This window comes from Paracoccus sp. PARArs4, assembly GCF_947311865.1.
Taxonomy (GTDB): domain Bacteria; phylum Pseudomonadota; class Alphaproteobacteria; order Rhodobacterales; family Rhodobacteraceae; genus Paracoccus; species Paracoccus zeaxanthinifaciens.
In genome coordinates this window covers 215,553-237,931 of the sequence record NZ_CAMZMW010000004.1, presented here as the reverse complement: position 1 = coordinate 237,931, position 22,379 = coordinate 215,553, and the positions used below count along the sequence as shown (strand labels likewise).

At 69.1% G+C, this 22,379-nt stretch carries 23 protein-coding genes; 17 read left to right on the top strand and 6 right to left on the bottom strand.

The features are described 5' to 3' along the window. From QMZ16_RS05240 to QMZ16_RS05225, 4 genes are all read left to right on the top strand, one after another. Nucleotides 1-636, top strand: a 636-nt coding sequence (locus QMZ16_RS05240) for an ABC transporter substrate-binding protein (protein ID WP_282602398.1), incomplete at its 5' end; no start/stop codon positions are given. Continuing rightward, nucleotides 633-1,577, top strand: a complete 945-nt coding sequence (locus QMZ16_RS05235; RefSeq protein WP_282602397.1) for an ABC transporter permease — start codon at nt 633-635, stop codon at nt 1,575-1,577. The genes QMZ16_RS05240 and QMZ16_RS05235, both read left to right, overlap by 4 nt. After that, nucleotides 1,574-2,353: an ABC transporter permease subunit gene (locus tag QMZ16_RS05230; RefSeq protein WP_282602396.1), complete on the top strand. Its 780-nt coding sequence runs from the start codon at nt 1,574-1,576 to the stop codon at nt 2,351-2,353. The genes QMZ16_RS05235 and QMZ16_RS05230 overlap by 4 nt, the downstream gene beginning before the upstream one ends. After that, complete coding sequence (locus QMZ16_RS05225) at nt 2,350-3,747, top strand: ATP-binding cassette domain-containing protein (RefSeq protein WP_282602395.1); 1,398 nt, start codon at nt 2,350-2,352, stop codon at nt 3,745-3,747. The genes QMZ16_RS05230 and QMZ16_RS05225 overlap by 4 nt, the downstream gene beginning before the upstream one ends. Here QMZ16_RS05225 and QMZ16_RS05220 read toward each other — a convergent pair. The 5 genes from QMZ16_RS05220 to QMZ16_RS05200 all read right to left on the bottom strand — a co-directional run bounded on the left by QMZ16_RS05220 (nt 3,729) and on the right by QMZ16_RS05200 (nt 8,987). Further along, nucleotides 3,729-4,499, bottom strand: coding sequence for an ABC transporter ATP-binding protein (locus QMZ16_RS05220; protein ID WP_282602394.1), 771 nt, complete (start codon nt 4,497-4,499; stop codon nt 3,729-3,731). The genes QMZ16_RS05225 and QMZ16_RS05220 overlap by 19 nt on opposite strands. Continuing rightward, nucleotides 4,496-5,386, bottom strand: a complete 891-nt coding sequence (locus QMZ16_RS05215; RefSeq protein WP_282602393.1) for an ABC transporter ATP-binding protein — start codon at nt 5,384-5,386, stop codon at nt 4,496-4,498. The genes QMZ16_RS05220 and QMZ16_RS05215 overlap by 4 nt, the downstream gene beginning before the upstream one ends. After that, the gene (gene nikC, locus QMZ16_RS05210; protein WP_028725719.1) at nt 5,383-6,294 is read right to left on the bottom strand and encodes a nickel transporter permease; all 912 of its coding nucleotides are present in this window, start codon (nt 6,292-6,294) and stop codon (nt 5,383-5,385) included. The genes QMZ16_RS05215 and nikC overlap by 4 nt, the downstream gene beginning before the upstream one ends. Continuing rightward, nucleotides 6,291-7,307, bottom strand: coding sequence for an ABC transporter permease (locus tag QMZ16_RS05205; protein WP_051142317.1), 1,017 nt, complete (start codon nt 7,305-7,307; stop codon nt 6,291-6,293). The genes nikC and QMZ16_RS05205 overlap by 4 nt, the downstream gene beginning before the upstream one ends. 81 nt (nt 7,308-7,388) lie before the next feature. Beyond that, the gene (locus QMZ16_RS05200; protein ID WP_282602392.1) at nt 7,389-8,987 is read right to left on the bottom strand and encodes an ABC transporter substrate-binding protein; all 1,599 of its coding nucleotides are present in this window, start codon (nt 8,985-8,987) and stop codon (nt 7,389-7,391) included. A 198-nt stretch (nt 8,988-9,185) separates the two neighbouring features. Between QMZ16_RS05200 and QMZ16_RS05195 the strand changes: the two genes are divergently transcribed. From QMZ16_RS05195 to QMZ16_RS05160, 8 genes are all read left to right on the top strand, one after another. Then, the gene (locus QMZ16_RS05195; protein WP_022706977.1) at nt 9,186-9,800 is read left to right on the top strand and encodes a ribonuclease H-like domain-containing protein; all 615 of its coding nucleotides are present in this window, start codon (nt 9,186-9,188) and stop codon (nt 9,798-9,800) included. 77 nt (nt 9,801-9,877) lie between these two features. Beyond that, nucleotides 9,878-10,777 carry a KpsF/GutQ family sugar-phosphate isomerase gene (locus QMZ16_RS05190; protein ID WP_282602408.1) on the top strand — a complete coding sequence of 300 codons (900 nt, stop codon included), beginning with the start codon at nt 9,878-9,880 and terminating at the stop codon, nt 10,775-10,777. A gap of 4 nt (nt 10,778-10,781) precedes the next feature. After that, a complete protein-coding gene (locus QMZ16_RS05185) occupies nt 10,782-11,369 on the top strand; it encodes a hypothetical protein (RefSeq protein ID WP_282602391.1) in 588 nt (195 codons plus the stop codon). An 11-nt stretch (nt 11,370-11,380) separates the two neighbouring features. Then, entirely contained in the window at nt 11,381-11,866 is a 486-nt protein-coding gene (gene lptA, locus QMZ16_RS05180) for a lipopolysaccharide transport periplasmic protein LptA (RefSeq protein WP_022706974.1), read from the top strand. Then, nucleotides 11,863-12,591 carry an LPS export ABC transporter ATP-binding protein gene (gene lptB / locus QMZ16_RS05175; protein WP_022706973.1) on the top strand — a complete coding sequence of 243 codons (729 nt, stop codon included), beginning with the start codon at nt 11,863-11,865 and terminating at the stop codon, nt 12,589-12,591. The genes lptA and lptB overlap by 4 nt, the downstream gene beginning before the upstream one ends. Nucleotides 12,592-12,767: 176 nt before the next feature. Then, on the top strand, nt 12,768-13,343 hold the full coding sequence (gene raiA / locus QMZ16_RS05170) for a ribosome-associated translation inhibitor RaiA (protein WP_022706972.1): 576 nt from the start codon (nt 12,768-12,770) through the stop codon (nt 13,341-13,343). A 91-nt stretch (nt 13,344-13,434) separates the two neighbouring features. Then, on the top strand, nt 13,435-13,899 hold the full coding sequence (locus QMZ16_RS05165) for a PTS sugar transporter subunit IIA (RefSeq protein ID WP_022706971.1): 465 nt from the start codon (nt 13,435-13,437) through the stop codon (nt 13,897-13,899). A 53-nt stretch (nt 13,900-13,952) separates the two neighbouring features. Then, a complete protein-coding gene (locus tag QMZ16_RS05160; protein ID WP_282602390.1) occupies nt 13,953-14,141 on the top strand; it encodes a hypothetical protein in 189 nt (62 codons plus the stop codon). A gap of 68 nt (nt 14,142-14,209) precedes the next feature. Here QMZ16_RS05160 and QMZ16_RS05155 read toward each other — a convergent pair whose 3' ends face one another. Then, nucleotides 14,210-15,079 carry a branched-chain amino acid aminotransferase gene (locus QMZ16_RS05155; protein ID WP_028725714.1) on the bottom strand — a complete coding sequence of 290 codons (870 nt, stop codon included), beginning with the start codon at nt 15,077-15,079 and terminating at the stop codon, nt 14,210-14,212. Nucleotides 15,080-15,232: 153 nt separating this feature from the next. On the opposite strand from QMZ16_RS05155, the gene QMZ16_RS05150 reads away from it, so the two are divergent. The 5 genes from QMZ16_RS05150 to QMZ16_RS05130 are packed head-to-tail and all read left to right on the top strand — an operon-like array spanning nt 15,233 to nt 22,282. After that, nucleotides 15,233-15,751: a MarR family transcriptional regulator gene (locus QMZ16_RS05150; protein ID WP_022706968.1), complete on the top strand. Its 519-nt coding sequence runs from the start codon at nt 15,233-15,235 to the stop codon at nt 15,749-15,751. 18 nt (nt 15,752-15,769) lie between these two features. Continuing rightward, nucleotides 15,770-16,468 carry a response regulator transcription factor gene (locus QMZ16_RS05145; protein WP_022706967.1) on the top strand — a complete coding sequence of 233 codons (699 nt, stop codon included), beginning with the start codon at nt 15,770-15,772 and terminating at the stop codon, nt 16,466-16,468. A 31-nt stretch (nt 16,469-16,499) separates the two neighbouring features. Further along, nucleotides 16,500-17,315 carry a uracil-DNA glycosylase gene (locus QMZ16_RS05140; protein ID WP_282602389.1) on the top strand — a complete coding sequence of 272 codons (816 nt, stop codon included), beginning with the start codon at nt 16,500-16,502 and terminating at the stop codon, nt 17,313-17,315. A 55-nt stretch (nt 17,316-17,370) separates the two neighbouring features. Continuing rightward, on the top strand, nt 17,371-18,714 hold the full coding sequence (locus tag QMZ16_RS05135; RefSeq protein ID WP_282602388.1) for an HlyD family efflux transporter periplasmic adaptor subunit: 1,344 nt from the start codon (nt 17,371-17,373) through the stop codon (nt 18,712-18,714). Further along, a complete protein-coding gene (locus QMZ16_RS05130; RefSeq protein ID WP_282602387.1) occupies nt 18,707-22,282 on the top strand; it encodes an efflux RND transporter permease subunit in 3,576 nt (1,191 codons plus the stop codon). Before QMZ16_RS05135 ends, QMZ16_RS05130 begins: the two co-directional genes overlap by 8 nt. Nucleotides 22,283-22,379: the final 97 nt, after the last annotated feature.

Here is a 22,379-nt window from a genome sequence, read left to right as displayed (position 1 = left end):
GAGGGTCTTTCTGTCCGCCGTCGCTCTCGCCGCAACTGTCATCTTCTGGCTTTGAAAATTAACGAGTCTGGAGCCTACGATCCCGAGGCTGCCCGCGCCCTGCTGGAACAGGCGGGCTGGACGCCCGGCGATGACGGCATCATGCAGAAGGACGGGGAACGCTTCGCGGTCGATCTGGTGACCTATCCCGACCGGCCCGAGCTGCCGCTGACCGCGACGGTCCTCCAGCAGCTGTTCCACGAAATCGGCGTCGAAATCCGCATCGTCTCGTCGAACTCGTCCGAGATCCCCGCGCGCCACGCGGCGGGCACGCTGCAGATGGGGCTGATGGCGCGCAACTTCGCGCTGGTGCCCGATCCGACCGGCACGCTGCTGCAGGATTACGCCCCCGGCGGGGACTGGGGCGCGATGGGCTGGGACAACCCCGAGGCCGCGCAGCTGATCCGGCGCATGGCCTCCGAGGGCGCGACGCCGGGCGACCGCGCCCGTATCGCCGCGATCTTCCGGCAGGAATTGCCGGTCATCCCGATCGCCTGGTACCAGCAGACCGCCGCCATCTCGGACCGGGTCGAGGGGATCACGCTGGACCCCTATGAACGCGGCTTCGGGCTGGCGCGCGCGGGCTTCGTCGAATGAGGGGGCTGACCGGTATCCTCGCCTTCCGGCTTGCGCAGGCGGCGGGGGTGGCGCTTGTCGTGGGGGTCATGTCCTTCCTGATGATGCAGGCCATGCCCGGCGATGCGGCCTATCGCATCGCCGCGGCGCGATACGGCTATGACATGGTGTCGTCCGAGGCGGCGGATGCCGTCCGGGCCGAGCTGAACCTGGATGCGGGTGCGCTTGCGCAGTTCGGCGGCTGGATCGCGGACCTGCTGCGCTTCGATCTGGGGCGCTCGGTCGTGTCGGGCGAGCCCGTCGCCCACGAGATCGCGCACCAGCTGGGCGCGACGCTGCACCTGTCGGTCGTGGCGCTGCTGATCGCGCTGCTGATCGGGCCGCCCCTGGGGGTGCTGGCGGGGCTGCGCGCGGGCGGCCTGCTGGACCGCGTGCTGCTGGTCGTCGCCGCGGGGCTGCGTGCCATGCCGCAATTCCTGCTGGGACTGGTGCTGATCGTGGCCCTGGCGGTCGAGGCGGGGCTGCTGCCCTCGGCCGGTCACGGGCGCGCGGCGCATGTCGTGCTGCCGGCGCTGACACTGGCCCTGGGGCTGGCCGCGGGCTCGGCGCGGATCGCGCGCGACCTGATGGCGGATATCGCCGCCAGCCAGCACTATGCCTTCGCCCGCATGAAGGGCCTGTCCGACGGCCAGGTCCTGCGCCATCACGGGCTGCGCAACATCGCGGCGCCGCTGCTGACCTATCTTGGCCTGCAATTCGTGTTCCTGGCCGAGGGCGTGGTCGTGGTCGAGACGATCTTCGGCTGGCCCGGCATCGGCCATGCGCTGATCCACGCGGTGTTCCACCGCGACGTCCCGATGGTGCAGGGCACCGCGCTGGTCATGGGGCTGGGCTTCGTCGTGCTGAACGCCCTGATCGACCTTGCGGCGGGCCGGATCGACCCGCGGGGGGTGACCGCATGAGCCTGCGTTCCGACCGTATCGGCTGGGCCCTGCTGCTGGCCGTCATCGGCTTCGCGCTGCTGGCCCCGGCCTTCGACCAGACCGGCCCGCTGAAGCAGTCGCTGCTGAAGGCGCTGGCCGGACCCGACGCCGCGGCGCCCTTCGGCTATGACCACCTGGGCCGGTCGCTGTTCTCGCGGCTGGCGCATGCGCTGCGGCTGTCGCTGACGATCGCCTTTGCCGCGACCGCGACGGCGGCGGTGGTGGGCATCGGGCTGGGCGTCCTGGCCGCATGGCGCGGGGGCTGGATCGACCGCGCCCTTGGGCTGGTCGCCGACAGCGTGCTGGCGCTGCCCGCATTGCTGATGGTGCTGATGATGGGCGTCATCCTGCCCGGCATGGGCGCGGCCTTCTGGGCCGGCATCGCGGCCGTCCAGTGGATCGAGTTCTTCCGCCTGACCCGCCGCGCCTGCCGTGCCGTCATGGACGGCCCCGCGGTCGAGGCCGCGCGCATCCAGGGCTTCGGTCCGGCATGGATCTTCCGCCGCATCCTCTGGCCCGAGATCGGCCCCGTCCTGCGCACCGCGATGGCCTTCGGCGTGGCCGGTGCCATCGCGGCCATCGCGGCACTCGGCTTCGTCAGCGTGGGCGTGCCCGCGCCCACGCCCGAGCTGGGCCAGATGATGGTCGAGCTGCTGCCCAGCTGGCGCGAGGCGCCCGTGGCCGTCGCCCAGCCCGTCGCGGCCTGCTTCCTGCTGCTTCTGTCCCTGAACCTGATCGCCGGAGGTCGCGCATGACCCTTCTGAAGGCCCGCGATATCTCTGTCACCGACGGTCGCGACACGCTGGTCCAGCCTCTGTCGCTGGCCCTTCGGCCCGGACGCGCCCTGACCATCCTGGGCGAGAGCGGCTCGGGCAAGAGCCTGCTGGCGCAGGCCATCCTGGGGACGCTGCCCAAGGGGCTGCATGCCTCGGGGGAATTGCATGTGGGCGATGTCGCGCTGGACCCTGCGCGGCCACGCGGCAACCGTGCGCTGTGGGGGCGGCTGATCGCCGTCCTGCCGCAGGAGCCTTGGCTGGCGCTGGACCCGCTGATGCGGGCGGGCCGCCAGGTCGAGGAAACGCACCGCATGGTCGCGGGCAGCGCCGATGCCCGCGCCGCAACTGCGCGCGACCTGTCCGAGCTGGGCCTCTCGGGCGCGGGTGCGCGATGGCCTTGGCAGCTGTCGGGCGGCATGGCGCAGCGCCTGGCCTTCGCGGCGGCCCGCGCGGGCGGGGCGCCGATCACCGTGGCGGACGAGCCGACCAAGGGGCTGGACGCGGATCGGCGCGACGACGTGCTGGCCCTGCTGCAACGCGGGCTGCGCGACGGGGGCGGGCTGCTGACGATCACCCACGACCTCGACCTCGCGCGCGGGCTGGGCGGCGACATCATCGTCATCCGGGACGGCTGCGCGATCGAACAGGGCGAGGCCGCGAAGGTCCTTGCCGACCCGTCCCACCCCTATACCCGCCGCCTGATCGAGGCCGACCCCGCCCGCTGGCCCCCGCGCAAGCCGTCGGTGCCGGGGGCGCCCCTGCTGGGCGCGCGCGACCTGGTCGTCAGCCGCGGCGGGCGCGCGCTGTTTGATCCGCAGGATATCGACCTGCACCGGGGCGAGGTGATGGGCATCCAGGGCCCCTCGGGCTGCGGCAAGTCCAGCCTGGGGAATGCGCTTCTGGGCCTGCTGCCCGTCGCGGGCAGCGTCTGGCGCGATCCGTCACTGCCGAAGGTCGCCTTCCAGAAGCTGTGGCAGGATCCGGTCGCGGCCTTTCCGCGCCGCTTGCGGTTGGGGCAGGGCATCGACGATCTGGTCGCGCTGCACCGGCTTGACGCATCCGAGGTCGCGCCCCTGATGGCCCGCCTTGCGCTGCGCCCCGAACTGCTGGACCGCCTGCCCGCCGAGGTTTCCGGAGGAGAGCTGCAGCGCCTTGCCCTGCTGCGCGCGCTGCTGCTGAAGCCCGCCTTCCTGTTCGCGGACGAGCCGACCTCGCGGCTGGACCCCGTCACCCAGGCCGAGACGTTCGACCTGCTGACGGGCATCGCGCGGGAACGCGACATGGCGATGATGATCGTCAGCCATGACGCGTCCCTGCTGCGGGCATCCTGCGACCGGGTGCTGCGCCTGCCCGATCAGCCCCCGGCGCGATAGCTGCCCGAGGCCGCGATCAGGCCGCGCGTGTAATCGGCCTGCGCCGCACCCCGGCGCAGGTCCTCGACTTGCAGTTCCTCGACCAGGCGCCCGTGCTGCATGACCGCGATACGGTCGCACATGTGCCCGACCACCGCCAGGTCGTGCGTGACCATCAGGTAGGTCAGGCCGTGTTCCGCCCGCAGATCCGACAGCAGGTTCAGGATCTCGGCCTGGACGCTGACATCCAGCGCGCTGGTCGGCTCGTCCAGCAGCAGCAGGCGCGGCTCGGCGGCCAGCGCGCGGGCGATCGCCACGCGCTGCCGCTGCCCGCCCGACAGCTGGTGCGGATAGCGGAAGCGGAAGCTGCGCCCCAGCCCCACATCGTCCAGCAGCCTGTTGATGCGCCGGTCGACATCCCCGATCCCCTGCAGGCGCAGGGTCTCGGACAGGACGGCATCGACGGAATGGCGCGGGTGCAGGCTGGCATAGGGGTCCTGGAAGACCATCTGCACGGTCTTGAAGAACTGCCGGTCGCGCCTTGCGCCGTGGATCGTGCGGCCCGCCACCTCGAGATTGCCGGACCAGCTGTCGATCAGCCCCGCGACGGCGCGCAGGATGGTGGACTTGCCCGAACCGGATTCGCCCACCAGCCCGAAGCTTGCGCCCTGGGCCACGGCGATGGAGGCGTTCTTTACCGCATCCACGCGGTCGGGCGGATCGCCGAACCAGACGTTCAGGTCGTGGATGGACAGCATCGGCGGCTTGGTCATCGCAGCCCTCCGGGAAGATCGGTATCGGCATGGGGGGCGATCGGGTCGCCGTCGCGCCAGCTGTCCTGCCGGGTCAGCACCGGCAGGCGGTCCTGCGGCGCGTCAAGACGCGGCAGGCTGGCCAGCAGCCCCTGGGTATAGGGGTGGCGGGCCTTGTGCAGCTCGCGCGCGGGCAGCGTCTCGACGATGCGGCCGGCATACATGATCAGCACGCGGTCGCAGAACTGCGCGACCATGTTCAGGTCGTGGCTGATGAAGATCAGCCCCATCCCGCGATCGCGCACGAGGTTGTCCATGATCGACAGGACCTCGTTGCGGACCGACACGTCCAGCGCCGAGGTCGGCTCGTCCGCGATCAGGATCTCGGGGTCGGGGGCCAGCATCATGGCGATCATGATGCGCTGGCCCATGCCGCCCGACACCTCGTGGGGATAGCTGTCCATGACCCGTTCGGGGTCGCGGATCTGGACGGCGCGCAGCATCTCCAGCGCCTTCGCATGGGCATCGGCGCGGCTGACGCGGCGATGCAGGCGATACGCCTCGGTGATCTGGCGACCGACGGTCATCACGGGGTTCAGGCTGAACTTGGGGTCCTGCATGACCATGCTGATCCGCTGGCCGCGGATCTTCCGCATCCGGCGTTCGGGCAGGTTCAGGATCGACTGGCCCTGGAACTCCATCCGGTCGGCCTCGACCCGGCCCGGCGGCCGGATCAGGCCCAGCACCGAACGGCCCGTCATGGACTTGCCGCTGCCGGATTCGCCGACGACGCCCAGCCTTTCGCGGCCAAGGTCGAAATCGATCCCGCGCACCGCCTGGAACAGGCCCTGGCGGGTCGGGAAGGTCACGCGCAGGTTGCGCACTGACAGAAGCGGGGCGTCGGTCACTTCGCGCCTCCTTTCGGGTCCAGCACGTCGCGCAGCCCGTCACCCAGCAGGTTGAAGGCCATCGAGACGGTGAAGATCGCAAGCCCGGGCATGGCGGCGACCCACCAGAAGTCCAGGATGTAGGTCCGCCCGTCCGAGATCATCGCCCCCCATTCGGGCATGGGCGGCTGCGCCCCCAGGCCGAGGAATCCGAGGCCCGCCGCGGACAGGATGATCCCCGCCATGTCCAGCGCGACCCGCACGATCAGCGAGCTGACGCAAAGCGGCCAGATATGGCGGAACAGCAGGCGTGCCCGTCCCGCGCCCTGCAGCCTTGCGGCGGCGATGAAGTCCGCATTGCGGATGGTCAGCGTCTCGGCCCGGGCAAGGCGGGCATAGGGCGGCCAGGCGGTCAGCGCCAGCGCAAGGACCGCGTTGCCGATGCTGGGGCCCAGTGCCGCGACGAAGGCCAGCGCCAGGATCAGCTTGGGGAAGGCCAGGAAGATGTCGGTGATCCGCATCAGGACCTGGTCGACCCAGCCCCCGGCAAAGCCCGCGACCGTGCCGATGAACAGCCCGATCACCGGCGCGATCAGCGCCACGGTGCCCACGATGAACAGGGTGATGCGCGACCCGTGGATCAGGCGCGACAGGATGTCCCGCCCAAGCGCGTCGGTTCCCAGCCAGTGTTCCGCCGAGGGCGGTTGCAGGCGGCTGGCCAGATCCTGCGCGAAGGGGCTTTTGGGCGCCAGAAGCGGGGCGAAGGCGGCCATGCCCAGAAGCAGGATCAGGATGATCAGCCCCAGCATCGCCAGCTTGTTCGCGCGGAATGTCAGCCAGCCCTGGTAGAACGCGCCCAGCCGTGCCTGGCGGCGGGTCTGCGGCGCATCCGACAGCAGCCATTCGCGGCGTGTCATGGTATTCGTCATTTCGCCCTCGGATCCAGCACGCGATAGAGGATGTCGCTGAACAGGTTCAGGACCACGAAGCAGACGCCGACGACGACCGTGCCGCCCAGCACCGCGTTCATGTCCCCCGACAGAAGCGAGCGGGTGATGTACTGCCCCAGCCCCGGCCAGCTGAAGATGATCTCGGTCAGGACCGATCCCTCCAGCAGCGACCCGAAGGACAGCGCGATGACCGTCACCAGCGGGATCGAGATGTTGCGGAAGGCATGCCCCCAGATCACCGCGCGTTCGGACAGGCCCTTCACGCGGGCGGTGGTGACGTATTCGGCCGACAGCTGTTCCAGCATGAAGCTGCGCGTCATCCGGCTGATATAGGCAAGGCTGTAATAGCCCAGCAGGCTGGCCGGCAGGATGATGTGGCTGAAGGCGTCGCGGAACGCGGCCCAGTCGCGCGCAAGGGCGCTGTCGACCAGGATCATGCCGGTCACGCTTGGCACCATCCCGTCATAGATGATGCCCTGCCGTCCCGGCCCGCCGACCCAGCCGAGGATGCCGTAGAAGATCAGAAGCCCCATCAGGCCCAGCCAGAAGATGGGCATGGAATACCCGACCAGCGCCACCACGCGGGCGACCTGGTCCACGATGCCGCCGCGCCGTGCGGCGGCGATCACCCCAAGCGGCACGCCCGCCAGCACGCCGATCAGCGTGCCCAGGGTCGCCAGCTCGAAGGTGGCAGGAAAGACGCGGCGGATGTCGTCCCAGACCAGCTGCCCGGTCGAGATCGACCGCCCGAAATCGCCGGTCACGACGTCGCCGATATAGTTGAGGAACTGGATGGCCAGCGGCTTGTCAAGGCCCATCGCCTGGTAAGCCGCGTCGTATTGCGCCTGCGTCGCGCGATCGCCCACGACCTTCAGGACGGGGTCGATGGGCATGACGCGCCCGATGATGAAGGTCACCAGCAGCAGGCCCAGCAGCGTCAGCGCCAGCGACAGGGCGGTCCCCGCGATGCCGCGCGCACGCCTGCGGCGCAGGGCCGTGCGCGCCGACGGGTCGGGGCGGCCGTTGCCGGGGGACGTGCCCCCGGCGGCCGCGGTCGTGTCCGAAGCCAAGTCTTATTCGCCCTTCGACACCTGGTGATAGACGACCGAGGTCACGGCGCCGCCGCTCCACCAGTTCTGGACGCCGTCGCGCAGGCCGACCTGCTCGATGCGCTGGAACAGCGGCACGATGGGGGCCTCGGCCTGGTACTGGCGCTGGATGTCCTCGTACATCGCGGCGCGCTTCTCGGTGTCCTGCTCCAGCGTGGCGGCCACGGTGGCCTCGTTCATCTCGGCGGGAACCTCGTAGGCGTTGCGCCATGCCAGAAGGCCCACGGCATTCGCCTCGTCGCTATTGTCGGGGTTGAAGGCGAAGGTCGCGGCATTGGTGTTCGGGTCGGAATAATCCGGGCCCCATTCGCCCAGGAAGATCGGCACCTCGCGGGCGCGATAGGCGTCCAGCACCTGCGCGCCGGTCATCTGCTCGATCTCCAGCGTCAGGCCGACCTCGGCCATGGATGCCTGCAGGGTCTGCGCCACGTCCACGTATTCGCGCAGGTCGCGCACGCGGGTGGTGATGGTGCCGCCCTCGATGCCCGCATCCGCCAGCAGCTGGCGGGCCTTTTCCACGTCATAGGTCCAGGCCTGGTCCTCCAGCGCGCCAAGATAGCCCTTGGGCAGGAAGGCCTGATGCGTGATGAACTGCCCCTTGAGGAAGCTCGAGGTGATGCCCTCGTAGTTCACGAGATGCTTCATCGCCTCGATCACGGCGGGGTTCGACAGCAGCTCGTCCTTCTGGTTCAGACCCATGTAGAGGATGCGGCCGCGCGGCTCGTCCTGGATCGTCACCCCCTCGACCGAGGCGATGCTGTCCACGTCGGTGGGGGTCAGGTTGCGCGCGACATCGATGTCGCCCTGTTCCAGCAGCAGGCGCTGCGCGCTGGATTCCGCGACGTTGCGCACGATCACGCGCTTCATCTCGGCCGCGCCCTGCCAGTAATCCTCGAATGCCGTCAGCTGCACGGCCTCGTTGGGGCGCCATGCGGCCAGTTCATAGGCCCCCGAACCTGCCTCGGACGAGGTCAGGAAGGCATTGCCCAGGTCGCCGTCCTGTTCGTTGGCCAGGACCGTCTCCTTGTCGACGACGCTGGCGATCATGGCCGTCAGGCAGTTCAGCACGAAGGACTGCGCATAGGGCTGGTCCAGCTGCAGGGTCAGGGTGGTGTCGTCGAAGGTGATCATCTCCTCGACATTGTCGGCGGTGAAGCCGAACTGCGTCAGGATGAAGGCGGGGGTCTTGTCCAGCTTGACCGCGCGCTGCAGCGAGAAGGCCGCATCCTCGGCGCGGACGGGGTTGCCGGAATGGAAGGTCACGCCCTCGCGCATGGTGAAGGTGATCGAGGTGCCGTCCTCGGACACCTCCCAGCTTTCGGCCAGGGCGGGCTGGAAGCCTGCCTCGGGGTCCAGCGGGTCGAAATCGACCAGCCGGTCATAGGTGTTGCGGTTCACGTCGTTGCCCGCGAACTCGAAGGCCTGCGCGGGGTCCAGGCTGATGATGTCGTCGATCGTATGCGCGATCACCAGCGTGTCGGCGGGCGTCTCCGCGAATGCGGCAGGCGCGAAGGCCAGCGCCGACGCCAGAAGAACGGCCCGCGAGGTCAGTCGAATGGTCATGTCTGTCATCCCTGTTGAGTTGCGCCCTGTCTGAGGCAGGGTTTGCATGACCTGCAGGTTGGCCCATGCCCCCGGGTCATGCAAGTGTCCCTTGCGGCAGGTCGCGCACGGATTTTTGGCTGGAACGGATTGCCCGTTTCTGGTCAGAGAGGCAGGGAACGAAACTTCGCGACCCTCTGCTCCAGAAAGGACCGCAGGATGAGCATCCATCTTTATCCCAACGATCTGCCCGACGATCTGGACCTCGGCAATGTCGTGGCCATCGACACGGAGACGATGGGGCTGGACCCGCGCCGCGACCGCCTGTGCCTGGTGCAGCTGTCCTCGGGGGACGGGGATGCCCACCTGGTCCAGATCGAGCGCGGCCAGACCGAGGCCCCGAACCTGACGAAGCTGCTGACCGATCCGAAGGTGCTGAAGCTGTTCCATTTCGGACGCTTCGACATCGCGGCGCTGGAAAACGCCTTCGGCGTGGTGACCGCGCCCGTCTGGTGCACCAAGATCGCCTCGAGGCTGGTCCGCACCTTCACCGACCGCCACGGCCTGAAATATCTGCTGAACGAGATGGTGAACGTCGATGTCAGCAAGCAGCAGCAGACCAGCGACTGGGGCGCGGCCGACCTGACCGACGCGCAGCTGGAATACGCGGCCTCGGACGTGCTGCACCTGCACAAGCTGAAAGAGGCGCTGGAAACCCGCCTGAAGCGCGAGAACCGCATGGGCCTTGCGCAGGCGTGCTTTGACTTTCTGCCCGCCCGCGCCCATCTGGACCTTCTGGGCTGGGGCGACGAGGGTGACATCTTTCGCCACTGATGATTGACGGGGCGACGACCAAGGAGGAAGGTTTGAACGATTACATCGCCGCCGCAAGGCGCGTCATCGCGACGGAAATGGCGGGGCTTCAGGCCCTGTCCGACACTTTGGGCGAGGAATTTGACCGCGCCGTCCGCACGATCCTGGGCGCCGAGGGGCGGGTGATCGTTTCCGGCATGGGCAAGTCGGGCCATGTCGGCCGCAAGATCGCGGCCACTTTCGCGTCCACCGGCACGCCGGCGCAGTTCGTCCATCCGGGCGAGGCCAGCCACGGCGATCTGGGCATGGTCACGAAGCAGGATGTCGCGCTGGTCCTGTCCAACAGCGGCGAGACGCCCGAGCTGGCCGACCTGATCGCCCATACGCGCCGCTTCGGCATCCCGCTGATCGGCGTCGCCTCGCGCCCCGGATCGACGCTGATCCGGCAGTCCGACGTGGGCCTGCTGCTGCCCCAGGCGGACGAGGCCTGCGGCAACGGCATCGTGCCCACGACGTCGACCACCATGACGCTGGCGCTTGGCGATGCGCTGGCGATCGCGTTGATGGAGCATCGGCAGTTCACCCCCGAACATTTCCGCGTCTTCCATCCCGGTGGCAAGCTGGGCGCGCTGCTGGCCAAGGTGGGCGACCTGATGCATCGCGACATGCCGCTGGTGGACAGCGACGCGCCCATGTCCGACGCGCTGCTGATGATCAGCCAGAAGGGATACGGCGTCACCGGCGTCACCGGCCCCGAGGGCGAGCTGGTGGGCATCATCACCGATGGCGACCTTCGCCGCCACATGCAGGGGCTGCTGGATCACCGCGCGCACCAGGTCATGACCGCCGCGCCACGCGTCATCGCGCCCGATGCCCTGGCCGAGGCCGCGCTGGCAGAGATGCAGGACCGCAAGATCACCTGCCTGTTTGCGGTGCAGGACGGGCGGCCATGCGGCATCCTGCACATCCACGACTGTCTTCGCGCGGGGCTCGTGTGACGCCATGAACCGCACCCGCATCGTCCGCTGGCTTCGTGTCCTTCTGCCTTTGGTGGCGCTGGCGATGCTGTCGACGATGTTCCTGTTCTCTCGCGGGTCCGATACCGAATCCCGCATCCCCTATGCCGAGGTCGACGCCGAGGAAGCCGCCCGCGAGGGGCGCGTGGTGGCACCGGAATATTCCGCCGTCGCGGGCGACGGGTCGCAGATCGCGCTGCGTGCCGCGAACGGGCGCCCGACCGCAGACGGCGCCACCGCCGAGGGGTTGCAGCTGGACCTGCGCCGCAGCGACGGGGTGACCGCCACCGTTACCGCGCCGAATAGCGGATCGGATGCCGACGCGATCCGGCTGGGCGGGGGCGTGACGATGCAGACCTCGACCGGGTGGCGGCTGGTGACCGACAGCCTCGAGGCCGCGACGGGGCAGGGGGTGCTTCGCGCCGATACCCGGGTCGAGGCCGAGGCCCCCTTCGGCGAGATCGAGGCCGGATCGATGCGGCTGGAGCCCGAGGACGCGGAAGCATCCGACGGACCGGCGATCTTGAATTTCTCGGGCGGGGTCCGTCTGATATACCGCCCACAGACCGAATGAGGGAATCCGCCATGCCGCGCCAGTTCGTCCTTGCCCTGACCCTCGCGCTGCTGCCCGCGGCGGCCATTGCCCAGAGCGTCGCTTTCGGCGGCATGGACAGCGACCCCTCGGCCCCGGTCGAGGTGGCGGCCGACAACCTGTCGGTGAACCAGTCCGACGGCAGCGCGCGCTTTACCGGCAACGTGGTGATCGGCCAGGGCGAGATGCGCCTGTCGGCCGACGACGTGACGGTCGAATATGCCGAAGGCGGGCAGGACCGCATCCGCGCGCTGCTGGCGCGTGGCAACGTGACGCTGGTCGCGGGCGAGGACGCCGCCGAGGCGCAGGAGGCGCGCTACGACGTCGAGGCCGGCACCGTGCTGCTGACCGGCGACGTGCTGCTGACGCAGGGCCGCAACGTGCTGTCGGGCAACCGCATCACCGTGGACATCCGAAACGGCACCGCCGAGGCGCAGGGCCGCGTCCGCACCATCCTGCAGCAGGGAAGCGGCCAATGACCGAGGGGCTGATCGTCCGCGAACTGCGCAAGTCCTACAAGAACCGCCCCGTCATCCGCGAGGTGTCCGTCAGCCTGTCGCGCGGCGAGGTCGTGGCCCTTCTGGGTCCGAACGGATCGGGCAAGACGACGACCTTCTACTGCATTGCGGGGCTGGTGACGCCCGACGCGGGCAGCGTCTCGATCGACGGTCGGGACGTGACGCGCCTGCCCATGTTCCGCCGCGCGCGCATGGGCATCGGCTATCTTCCGCAGGAGATGTCGATCTTTCGCGGCCTGACGGTCGAACAGAACATCATGGCCGTGCTGGAGGTGTCGGTCGCGGACCCCCATCGCCGCCGCGACAGGCTCGAGGAACTGCTGGCCGACTTCTCGATCACGCATCTGCGCGGCGCCCCCGCGCTGGCGCTGTCGGGCGGCGAACGCAGGCGGGCCGAGATCGCCCGCTGCCTTGCCTCGAACCCCGGTTTCCTGCTGCTGGACGAACCCTTCGCGGGCGTCGATCCCATCGCCGTGGGCGAGATCCGCAGCCTTGTCCACGACCTGAAGGGGCGCGGGATCGGCGTGCTGATCACCGATCACAACGTCCGCGAGACATTGGGTATCGTCGATCGCGCCTATATCCTGCATGACGGCCACGTCCTCATGTCCGGCACCACGGACCAGATCGTCGCCGACCCCAAGGTGCGCGAAGTCTACCTGGGCGAGGGCTTCCGCATGGCGTGATGCGCGTCGTGCAAATCGCTCTCACGGCCACGTGCGCACCGTTGACAACGCCGGAATGCTGTCACCAAATTGACTCATGCGGGCGCGGAAGTGCCGCCCCGCCGACCCCCGTTTCCGCCGTCGCCGGCCTTTGAACGGGCCTGCGCAACGAAACGGGCAACCGGAGAGGAATAACGATGCGCTACACCATCAGCGGAAAACACATCGATGTCGGAGATGCGTTGAGCACGCATGTCAAATCCGAGCTGGGCGAGACGATCGAGAAGTATTCTCAGCGCCCGACGGATGCGACCGTGACCTTCTCGAAGGACGCGCATCAGTACTTGTGCGACGCTGTGGTGCATCTGTCGACCGGGCTGACCGTGCAGTCGCGGGGCCTGGCGACCGAGATCTATGCCGCCTTCGAGGCCTGCCGCGAGAAGATGGACAAGCAGCTTCGCCGCTACAAGCGCCGTCTCAAGGATCATCACAAGGACCGCGCGGCACCTGTTGTCTTCGGCGAGGCCGGAAGCTATGTGCTGGCCGCCGACGAGGACGAATGGGAATCGCAGGGCGGAAGCCTGGAACCCATCATCATCGCCGAGATGGAGAGCCGCGTTCCCACCCTGTCGGTCGGTGATGCGGTGATGCAGATGGAACTGGCAGGCACACCGCTTCTGGTGTTCCGCAACGAGAAACATGGCGGCGTCAATGTCGTCCACCGCCGCGACGACGGCAATGTGGGCTGGATCGACCCGCGCGGAAACGGCTGAGCGCCGCCGCGACTGACGCCAATTTGAACTCTGTCGCCCCCGTGCCCGTTGGGATTTCGGGGGCGGTCGGATTGGGAAAGACGCGAAGACGATGCAGATCAGCGAGATCCTTCAGCCGGGGGCGGTACGCTCTCTCGGGCAGGTCACCTCGAAGAAACGGCTGTTCCAGGAACTGGCCGAGCTGGCCGAGGCCCAGTACGGCGTCCCGGCATCCGAGGTGCTGGACGCCCTGCAGGAACGCGAGAGCCTTGGCCCGACGGGCGTGGGCCACGGCGTGGCGCTGCCCCATGCGCGGCTTCACGGGCTGGAAAAGGTCGCGGGCCTGTTCCTGCGGCTGGAGAAGCCCCTGGATTTCGACGCCGTGGACCGCCAGCCGGTGGATCTGGTCTTTGCGCTTCTGGCCCCCGAATCGGGCGGCGTAGACCACCTCAAGGCGCTGGCGCTGGTGTCGCGCACGCTGCGCGATCAGGACCTGCGCCAGAAGCTGCGCGCGAATGACGATGCCGTCGCGCTGCACGCCGTCCTGTCGGCGGCACAGGGCATCAAGGCCGCCTGAGATTTGGAGAAGGACCGATTCGGCCCTATATTGGGGCCGGGAAGGAGGTCCCCATGACCAAGCATATCGCCGATCAGCCAAGGCTTCGCGGACAGTCCCGGATGCAGCATTTCCTGCGCCAGGACCGCGATGCCATGCCCCATGAAAGCAGCCTGAGCCTGCAGTCGCGTCCGCAGGGCCGCGACGGGCAGTTGCGCAAATCCGCCGAGTTCGCGCGGATCGAACGGGGCAGGCTCGCCTGACAAACACCCGGTCCGAACATGCGAAAGGGGGGCGCGAGGCCCCCCTTTGACGTCGATGCGTGTCGCGATCAGGCGCGGACCAGCGCCTCGTAATCCTCGGCCACCTTGCGGGTGATCTGGCCGACCTGGAACATCCAGTCGCCGATCTGGCCCACCGGGGTCACCTCGGCCGCGGTGCCGGTCAGCCAGCATTCGCTGAAGCCTTCCAGCTCCTCGGGCAGGATGCGGCGTTCATGGACGACGAAGCCCTTGTCCTTCAGCATCTGGATGACGGTCTGGCGCGTGATGCCGTTCAGGAAACGGTCGGCCAGCGGCGTGTGGATCTCTCCGTCCTTCACGAAGAAGATGTTCGCGCCGGTGGCTTCGGCCACGTAACCCTCCCAGTCCATGAACAGCGCGTCCGAGCAGCCCTTGGCCTCGGCCGCGTGCTTGGACATGGTGCAGATCATGTAGAGACCGGCGGCCTTGGCCGCGGTCGGGATGGTCTCGGGGCTGGGACGCTTCCACTTGGCGACGTCCAGCTTCGCGCCCTGCCATTTCGCATCGCCGTAATAGCTGCCCCATTCCCAGGCGGCGACGGCGACGCGCACGGGGTTGCGCGCGGCGGACACGCCCATGTCGGGCCCCGACCCGCGCCATGCCACCACGCGGATATAGGCGTTCTCGAAGCCGTTGGCCTTCAGCACCTCTTCCTTGGCGGCGTCCAGTTCCTCGGCCGAGTAGGGAAGCGGCATGTCCAGCAGGCGGCCCGATTCGATCAGCCGCAGCGAATGCTCGTGTCCCTTGAAGATCTTGCCGTCATAGCAGCGCTCGCCCTCGAAGACCGAGCTTGCATAATGCAGCGCATGGGTCAGGACGTGCACTTTCGCGTCGCGCCAGTCGACCAGTTCGCCGTCCATCCAGATCTTGCCGTCGCGATCGTCGTAAGCCCCGTTCATCGTCATCTCCGTCGACCACCCGATGTTCGATTCTTGCGCAATTCCGGGCGGATTTGGCATGTTTGTTACGCAAGACGGTTGACGGCTAGCAATCACCGCATAGAAAGTCAACAACGCTGCCATAACGCGACGACAAGACCGGAAGGACCCCGCATGCAGGACAAGGCCCGTATTCAGACCATGGTCGGCGAGGATCTGCTGTTCCTGACGGACGACCAGCTGCGTCGCGGGATCGAGGCGATGTTCTTCGCCTACCGGGCCTTCACCGCCGATCCGGACATGATCCTCGAGGATCTGGACTATGGTCGTGCCCATCACCGCGCGCTGCATTTCATCAACCGCGAACCGGGCCTGACGGTGACCTCGCTGCTGGCGGTGCTGGGGGTGACCAAGCAGTCGCTGAACCGCGTGCTGCGCGCCCTGATCGAGGACGGCCTGGTCGAAAGCCGCGTCGGCCGCCGCGACCGGCGCGAAAGGCAGCTGTTCCTGACCCAGACGGGCACCGCGCTGGAACGCCGCCTGTCCGAGGCGCAGCGCGCGCGGATGCGGGGCGCCTATCGCAAGGCGGGGCCGCAGGCGGTGGCCGGTTTCCGGCAGGTGCTGGAAGCGATGATGGACCCCGACATGCGGGCGCAGTATCAGGCGATGAAGGATCTGCCCGAAGATCGCTGAGCCGCCAGGGGAAACGCCATGACGACCGACGCCCATCTGCTGATCGTCGATGACGACGAACGCATCCGCGCCCTGCTGGGGCGCTTCCTGCGGCGCAACGGCTTCATGGTCAGCATGGCGCGCGATGCCGCCCAGGCCCGCAGGCTGCTGGCGGGTCTCGAATTCGACCTGATCGTGCTGGACGTGATGATGCCGGGCGAGGACGGCTTGGAACTGACGCGCGACCTGCGCAGGCGCATCCAGACGCCCATCCTGCTGCTGACCGCGCGGGGCGAGACCGAGGACCGTATCGCGGGCCTCGAAAGCGGGGCGGACGATTACCTGCCCAAGCCCTTCGAGCCGCGAGAGCTGCTGCTGCGCATCTCGGCCATCCTGCGCCGCGTGCCCGCCGTGGAGATCGCGCAGCCCAAGTTCCTGACACTGGGGCAGCTGCGATACGACACGGACAAGGGCGATCTGTGGCAGGGCGACACGCCGCTGCGCCTGACCGGCACCGAATCGGCGCTGCTGCGCAGGCTGGCCGCCAGCCGGGGTCAGCCCGTCAGCCGGGCCGAGCTGATCGAGGATCTGGGCCGTGGCGGCGACGAGGCCGAGGGCGGCGAGCGTGCCATCGACGTCCAGATCACCCGCCTGCGCCGCAAGATCGAGCCCGACCCGCGCGAACCGCGCTTCCTGCAGACGGTTCGCGGCACCGGCTACATGCTGGTGGTGGACTAGCGGCGCCCGCGCCCCTAGCTTGGCCAGCGACATGGACGCCACGACTTATCAGGGAATCGAGCTGGACGCCGAAACGGCGCTGGCACTGCTGGAATGGCAGATGGAGATGGGCGCGGACATGCCGGTCATGGACGCCCCCGTCGACCGCTTCGACCTGCCGGCCCGCCCCGAACTGCCGCCGCTGCCCGCGGCCCCCGCAGCCCCCGTGCCCCCGCCTGCCGACGATGACGACAGCGCCGCCCGCCTGGCCGAGGCCGAGGCCCTTGCCGCATCGGCAACCACGCTCGAGGCGCTGGCATCCGCCCAGCAGGGCTTCGACGGGATCGAGCTGAAGAAGGGCGCGCGGAACTTCTGCTTTGCCGACGGCAACCCCAAGGCCCGCGCCCTGATCCTGGGCGAGGCGCCGGGGGACGAGGAGGACCGCCAGGGCCGCCCCTTCGTGGGCCGCGCAGGGCAGTTGCTGGACCGCATGTTCGCCGCCATCGGCATGGCACGCGACGCGGTGGATGCGCAGGCCGCGATCTATGTCGTGAACGTGCTGACATGGCGCCCGCCTGGCAACCGCGATCCCAGTCCCGACGAGATCGCGGTCAGTATGCCCTTCCTGCGGCGGCATGTCGAACTGGCCGATCCCGACGTGATCGTGCTGATGGGCAACATCCCCTGCCAGGCCGCGCTGGAACGTCGCGGCATCCTGCGCCTGCGCGGCCAATGGACCGAGGCCTTCGGCAAGCCGGCGCTGCCGATGACGCATCCCGCCTATCTGCTGCGCAATCCGCAGGCGAAACGAGAGGCCTGGGCGGACCTTCTGTCGCTGCAGGCGCGGCTGGAATCGCTTTCCGTTTAGGTTCGGTTTCCCCATGATGTGCTAACCGGGCGTCACAATCACCGGGACCTGGCACATGCGTTTTCTTTCCCGCAGCCTTCTTGGGCTGTTTCTCGGCTTCATGACGCTGGCATTGCTGATGCTGGCGGCGGGCGCCGTCTGGCGTGCGGCCACGGCATCCGACGATGGGGGCGGGCCAGGGCGCGGGGCGCGCGAACAGGTCTATACCGCGCGCCTGATCCGGGTCGAGGCCGGGCCGGGCGTGCCGGTCATGCAGGTCTATGGTCAGGTCGCATCGCGCAGGGAACTGCAGCTGCGGGCGGGCGCTGCGGGGCGGATCGTCATGCTGGCCGACGCGCTGCAGGAAGGCGGCAGCGTCGCGGCGGGGCAGCTTCTGGCGCGGATCGATCCGTCATCGGCCTCGGCTGCGCTGGAAAGCCGGCAGGCCGAACGCGACGATGCGCAGGGCGTGCTGGCCGATGCCCGTCGCGCGGTGTCCATCGCGACCGAGGATCTGGCCGCCGCCATCCGCCAGGCCGAACTGCGCGAGACCGCGGTGACGCGCCAGACCGACCTTGCCGCCCGCGGGTTGGGGACCAGCGCCGACCGCGAGACGGCGCAGCTTGCGGCCTCGACCGCGGAACAGGCCGTCATCACCCGCCGCGCGACGCTGGCCGATGCCGAAAGCGCCGTCACCAGCGCCGAGAACGCCCTGCGCCGCGCCGAGATCGCCCTGTCCGAGGCCCGCAACGACCTTGCCGATACCGAGATCCGCGCGGGCTTCGACGGGCGCGTGACCGACGTGACGGCGGTCGAGGGGGGGCTTGTCAGCCTGAACGAACAGCTTGCGACCATCATCGATCCCGCCGCGCTGGAGGTGGCGATACCGTTGTCGCTGGACCAGTTCGCGCGGCTTCTGGACGGTGACGGCACGCTGCCGCCGCTGGACCTGCGGCTGGTGCTTGACGGAAGCGCGGGCCAGATCGGCGCGGCGGCTCGCATCGACCGTGCGGCTGCCTCGGTCGCCGAAGGGGCGGCGGGGCGCTTGGTCTATGCCCGCGTGACCGATGGCGCCAAGGCGCTGCGCCCCGGCGATTTCCTGTCGGTCATGATCGAGGAGCCCGCCCTGCAGGATGTCGCGACCGTGCCCGCCGCCGCCATCGGCAGCGACGGCACGGTGCTGGTCGCGGGGCAGGACGGTCGGCTGTCGGCCCTGCCGGTCGAATTGCTGCGCCGCCAGGGCGACGACGTGATCATCGCGGTCCCCGACGCGCTGGACGGCGCGCGGATCGTGGCCGAACGCTCGGCCCAGCTGGGCGCGGGCATCCGGGTCGAGGACAGCACCGCCCCGGCGGATGGCCCGGATCGCGGCGGATCGGCGCAGCGCGGCCCGAATGCGCAGGGGGCCGGACGTGGCTAGTCGCGGTCTGCTGTCGCTGTTCGTCCGACACGCCACGCTGGCGAACCTTCTGCTGGCGGTGATGGTGGTCGCGGGCCTGTGGTCCGCGCCGCGCCTGCGCGCGCAGTATTTCCCCGACACCGTCGTCCAGGAGATCGACGTCCGCGTGACCTGGGACGGCGCCGGGGCCGAGGATGTGGACAGCGCCGTGGTCGCCGTCCTCGAACCGGCGCTGATGTCGGTCGAGGGCGTGATGCTGACCAGTTCGCAGGCCGCCGAAGGGTCGGCCCGCATCAACCTGGAATTCGAACCCGGCTGGGACATGTCCCGCGCCATGACCGAGGTCGAGACCGCCGTTTCCGGCGCGGGCGACCTGCCCGAGGGCACCGAGGATCCCGAGATCACGCGCCGCGCATGGCGCGACAGGGTGGCCGACATCGTCATCTCGGGGCCGGTGGGGCTGGACCAGCTGGGCCGCATCGCGGACGACATGACGAACCGGCTCTATGGTCGGGGGGTGACGCGGCTGACCGTGTCCGGGATCGCCGCCCCCGAGACCATGGTCGAGCTGCGCATGGCCGACCTGATCCGCCACGACCTGACCATGCAGCAGGTGGCCGAGGTGATCGCCGCCGCCGCCGCCCCCACGCCCGCGGGCGACATCAGTTCGGGCGCATCGCGCGTGCGGACGGGGTCCGAGACCCGCACCCCGTCCGAGGTCGCGGACCTGTCGCTGAAGGCGCTTCCCGACGGAACGCAGCTGACCGTGGGCGACGTGGCCACCGTCACCGCCGAGGGGATCGACCGCGACGTGGCCTTCTTCGCGGGCGGCGATCCCGCCGTCACCATCGAGGTCCAGCGTGCCGCGACCGGCGATGCGATCGGCATGCAGCAGACGGTCGAGGACATCGCCGCCGAGATGCGGCCGACCCTGCCCGAGGGCGTCACCGTCGAGCTGGTCCGCGCGCGGGCCGAGCTGATCTCGGCCCGGCTGGCGCTGCTGCTGGACAACGCGATCCTGGGGCTGGCCCTGGTTCTGGGGCTGCTGTTCCTGTTCCTGAACGCCCGCACCGCGATCTGGGTCGCGGCCGGCATCCCCGCCGCGCTGCTGGCCGCCGTCGCGCTGATGCACCTGGCGGGAATGACGCTGAACATGATCTCTCTGTTTGCGCTGATCCTGACATTGGGGATCATCGTGGACGACGCCATCGTGGTGGGCGAACATGCCGATTACCGCGCCCGCAAGCTGGGCGAGGCCCCCAAGCTGGCGGCCGAACGCGCGGCGGGGCGTATGGGCGCGCCGGTCATCAGCAGCACCCTGACCACGGTGATCGCCTTTGCCGGGCTGACCATGATCGGCGGCCGCTTCGGCCAGATCGTCGGAGAGATCCCGATGACCGTGATCCTGGTGCTGATCGCCTCGCTGGCGGAATGCTTCCTGGTGCTGCCGAACCACATGGCGCATGCGCTGGCGGGCCATGCCCGCGACCGCTGGTACGACCGCCCGTCCAGGCTGGTGAACCGCTGGCTGGACCGCTTCGTCGCGGGCGTGCTGCGCCCGCTGGTCCGGGGGCTTCTGGTCGCGCGCTATCCGGTGATGGCCGGCGTGATCCTGGCGCTGTCGCTGTCTGCCGGGATGCTGATGACGGGCAAGGTGCCGTGGCGGTTCTTCGACGCCCCCGAACAAGGCAGCGTCGAGGGGAACTTCGCCATGCTTGCCGGCGCCACGCGCGAGGACACGATCCGCGTGATGAACATGGTCGAACAGGCGACCCGCAGCGTCGGCCAGCGGTACGAGGACGAATACGGCACCAATCCCATCACGCACATGATGATGCTGGTGGGCGACAATGCGGGCCGTCCGCTGCCCGGCGCGGATACCAAGGATGCCGACCTTCTGGGCGCCGTCCAGATCGAGCTGATCGACCCCGATTTCCGCCCCTACAGCAGCTTCGAATTCGTGTCCGACCTGCAATCGGCCATGCCCACCGACCCCCGGCTGGAGGTGATCAGCTTCCGCGGGTTCCGTTCGGGGCCGGGGGGCGATGCCATCTCCGTGCGCATGACGGGGGCGGGGGCGCAGCGCCTCAAGGATGCGGCCGAGGCGATCAAGTCCGACCTGTCGCAATTCCCCGAGGTCTCGGCGCTGGAAGACAGCATGGATTACGACAAGACCGAGCTGGCGCTGCAACTGACCGCGCAGGGAGAGGCATTGGGCTTCACGACCGATGCGCTGGCGGCCGACCTGCGCCGCCGCCTTGGCGGGATCGAGGCCGCGACATTCGCGGTCGGCACCCGCACCGGCGCGATCCGGGTCGAGCTGCCCGAGAGCGACCGGCAGGCCGATTTCCTGGAACGGATGATGATGCGGGCCTCGTCTGGGGAATGGGTCCCCCTGGGCGATATCGTCACCGTCAGCTCCGAGGCCGGCTTCTCGGTCATCCGCCGCGAGAACGGCGAGAGGATGATCTCGGTCACGGGCGACATCGCCGATGACGACCCCGCCCGCGCCGCCCGGATCACGGCATATCTGCAGGACGACCTGATGCCGCGCATCGCGGGGGAATACGGTGTCGGCTATGCGCTGACGGGGCTGGCGGAACAGGAATCCGATTTCCTGTCCGAGGCGCTGATCGGCTTCGGCGCGGCGCTGACCGGGATCTACATGGTGCTGGCCTGGATCTTCGCCAGCTGGACGCGTCCGCTGGTCGTCATGTCGGTCATTCCCTTCGGCCTGATCGGCGCGGTCTGGGGACATGCGTCCTGGCAGCTGCCGATGAGCATGTTCTCGATCGTGGGGCTGATCGGGATGTCGGGGATCATCATCAACGATTCCATCGTCCTGATCTCGACCATCGACGAATATGCGCGGACGCGCGGGCTGCGTCCCGCAATCGTCGCGGCGGTGGGCGACCGGTTCCGGCCCGTGCTGCTGACCACCGCGACGACGGTGCTGGGGCTTGCGCCGCTGCTGTACGAGCGGTCCTCGCAGGCGCTGTTCCTGAAGCCGACCGTCGTGACGCTGGCCTATGGGCTGGGCTTCGGAATGGTGCTGGTGCTGCTGGTCGTGCCCGCGATCCTTGCGGTGGGCGCGGATGTCGGGCGGGCGCGCGCGGCCTTCGGCCGTGCGCTGCGCGCGGGGCCGCTGGCGGGCGCGATGCGCGTAGGCTGCGTGGCCGCGGGGCTGGGGATGCTGGTGCTGGTCGGGCCCGCGGCGGGGCTGCCCGTGCCCGCATGGTGGCCGGTGCTGGCCCCGATGCAGGCGCTGGCGGTGCTGGCGCTGTGGCTGCTGGCCGTGGCCTGCGCGACGGGCGCTTGGGCGCTGGCCGTCAGTCGGCGGCGCAGCCCTGAGTTTCGACGGCGCCATCCGCCGTCACCATCGTCAGCCGCAACCGGCTGCGGTCCAGGTCGAAGGGCGCGGCGGTGGGGCCGACCATCTCGACCACGGCCTCGGGGCCGTCGGGCGTGTCGTTCAGGTCGGCACCCGATACCCAGATCTCGGGGCGGCCCGTCAGCTCGATCGCGGCCAGCTCCACGCCCTTCACGGGGGGGTGCATGGCGACGCGGACGCCATCAGCGATGGGCGTGACGTCGCATCGGGGCAGGGCGTCCAGGCGCTTCGGTTCGGCCTTCAGCGCGGTCAGGATCGCGGGGTCGGGGGCCGCGCCGGGGGCGGGCGCGTCCAG

Coding starts and splice junctions, on each gene's coding strand:
- QMZ16_RS05165 (WP_022706971.1), top strand. CDS start 13,435: ATGCAGATCAGCGAGATCCTTCAGCCGGGGGCGGTACGCTCTCTCGGG.
- QMZ16_RS05155 (WP_028725714.1), bottom strand. CDS start 15,079: ATGAACGGGGCTTACGACGATCGCGACGGCAAGATCTGGATGGACGGC.
- QMZ16_RS05230 (WP_282602396.1), top strand. CDS start 1,574: ATGAGCCTGCGTTCCGACCGTATCGGCTGGGCCCTGCTGCTGGCCGTC.
- QMZ16_RS05160 (WP_282602390.1), top strand. CDS start 13,953: ATGACCAAGCATATCGCCGATCAGCCAAGGCTTCGCGGACAGTCCCGG.
- QMZ16_RS05195 (WP_022706977.1), top strand. CDS start 9,186: ATGAGCATCCATCTTTATCCCAACGATCTGCCCGACGATCTGGACCTC.
- lptA (WP_022706974.1), top strand. CDS start 11,381: ATGCCGCGCCAGTTCGTCCTTGCCCTGACCCTCGCGCTGCTGCCCGCG.
- QMZ16_RS05190 (WP_282602408.1), top strand. CDS start 9,878: ATGGCGGGGCTTCAGGCCCTGTCCGACACTTTGGGCGAGGAATTTGAC.
- QMZ16_RS05150 (WP_022706968.1), top strand. CDS start 15,233: ATGCAGGACAAGGCCCGTATTCAGACCATGGTCGGCGAGGATCTGCTG.
- QMZ16_RS05145 (WP_022706967.1), top strand. CDS start 15,770: ATGACGACCGACGCCCATCTGCTGATCGTCGATGACGACGAACGCATC.
- nikC (WP_028725719.1), bottom strand. CDS start 6,294: ATGACGAATACCATGACACGCCGCGAATGGCTGCTGTCGGATGCGCCG.
- QMZ16_RS05135 (WP_282602388.1), top strand. CDS start 17,371: ATGCGTTTTCTTTCCCGCAGCCTTCTTGGGCTGTTTCTCGGCTTCATG.
- QMZ16_RS05200 (WP_282602392.1), bottom strand. CDS start 8,987: ATGACCATTCGACTGACCTCGCGGGCCGTTCTTCTGGCGTCGGCGCTG.
- QMZ16_RS05225 (WP_282602395.1), top strand. CDS start 2,350: ATGACCCTTCTGAAGGCCCGCGATATCTCTGTCACCGACGGTCGCGAC.
- raiA (WP_022706972.1), top strand. CDS start 12,768: ATGCGCTACACCATCAGCGGAAAACACATCGATGTCGGAGATGCGTTG.
- lptB (WP_022706973.1), top strand. CDS start 11,863: ATGACCGAGGGGCTGATCGTCCGCGAACTGCGCAAGTCCTACAAGAAC.
- QMZ16_RS05220 (WP_282602394.1), bottom strand. CDS start 4,499: ATGACCAAGCCGCCGATGCTGTCCATCCACGACCTGAACGTCTGGTTC.
- QMZ16_RS05140 (WP_282602389.1), top strand. CDS start 16,500: ATGGACGCCACGACTTATCAGGGAATCGAGCTGGACGCCGAAACGGCG.
- QMZ16_RS05235 (WP_282602397.1), top strand. CDS start 633: ATGAGGGGGCTGACCGGTATCCTCGCCTTCCGGCTTGCGCAGGCGGCG.
- QMZ16_RS05185 (WP_282602391.1), top strand. CDS start 10,782: ATGAACCGCACCCGCATCGTCCGCTGGCTTCGTGTCCTTCTGCCTTTG.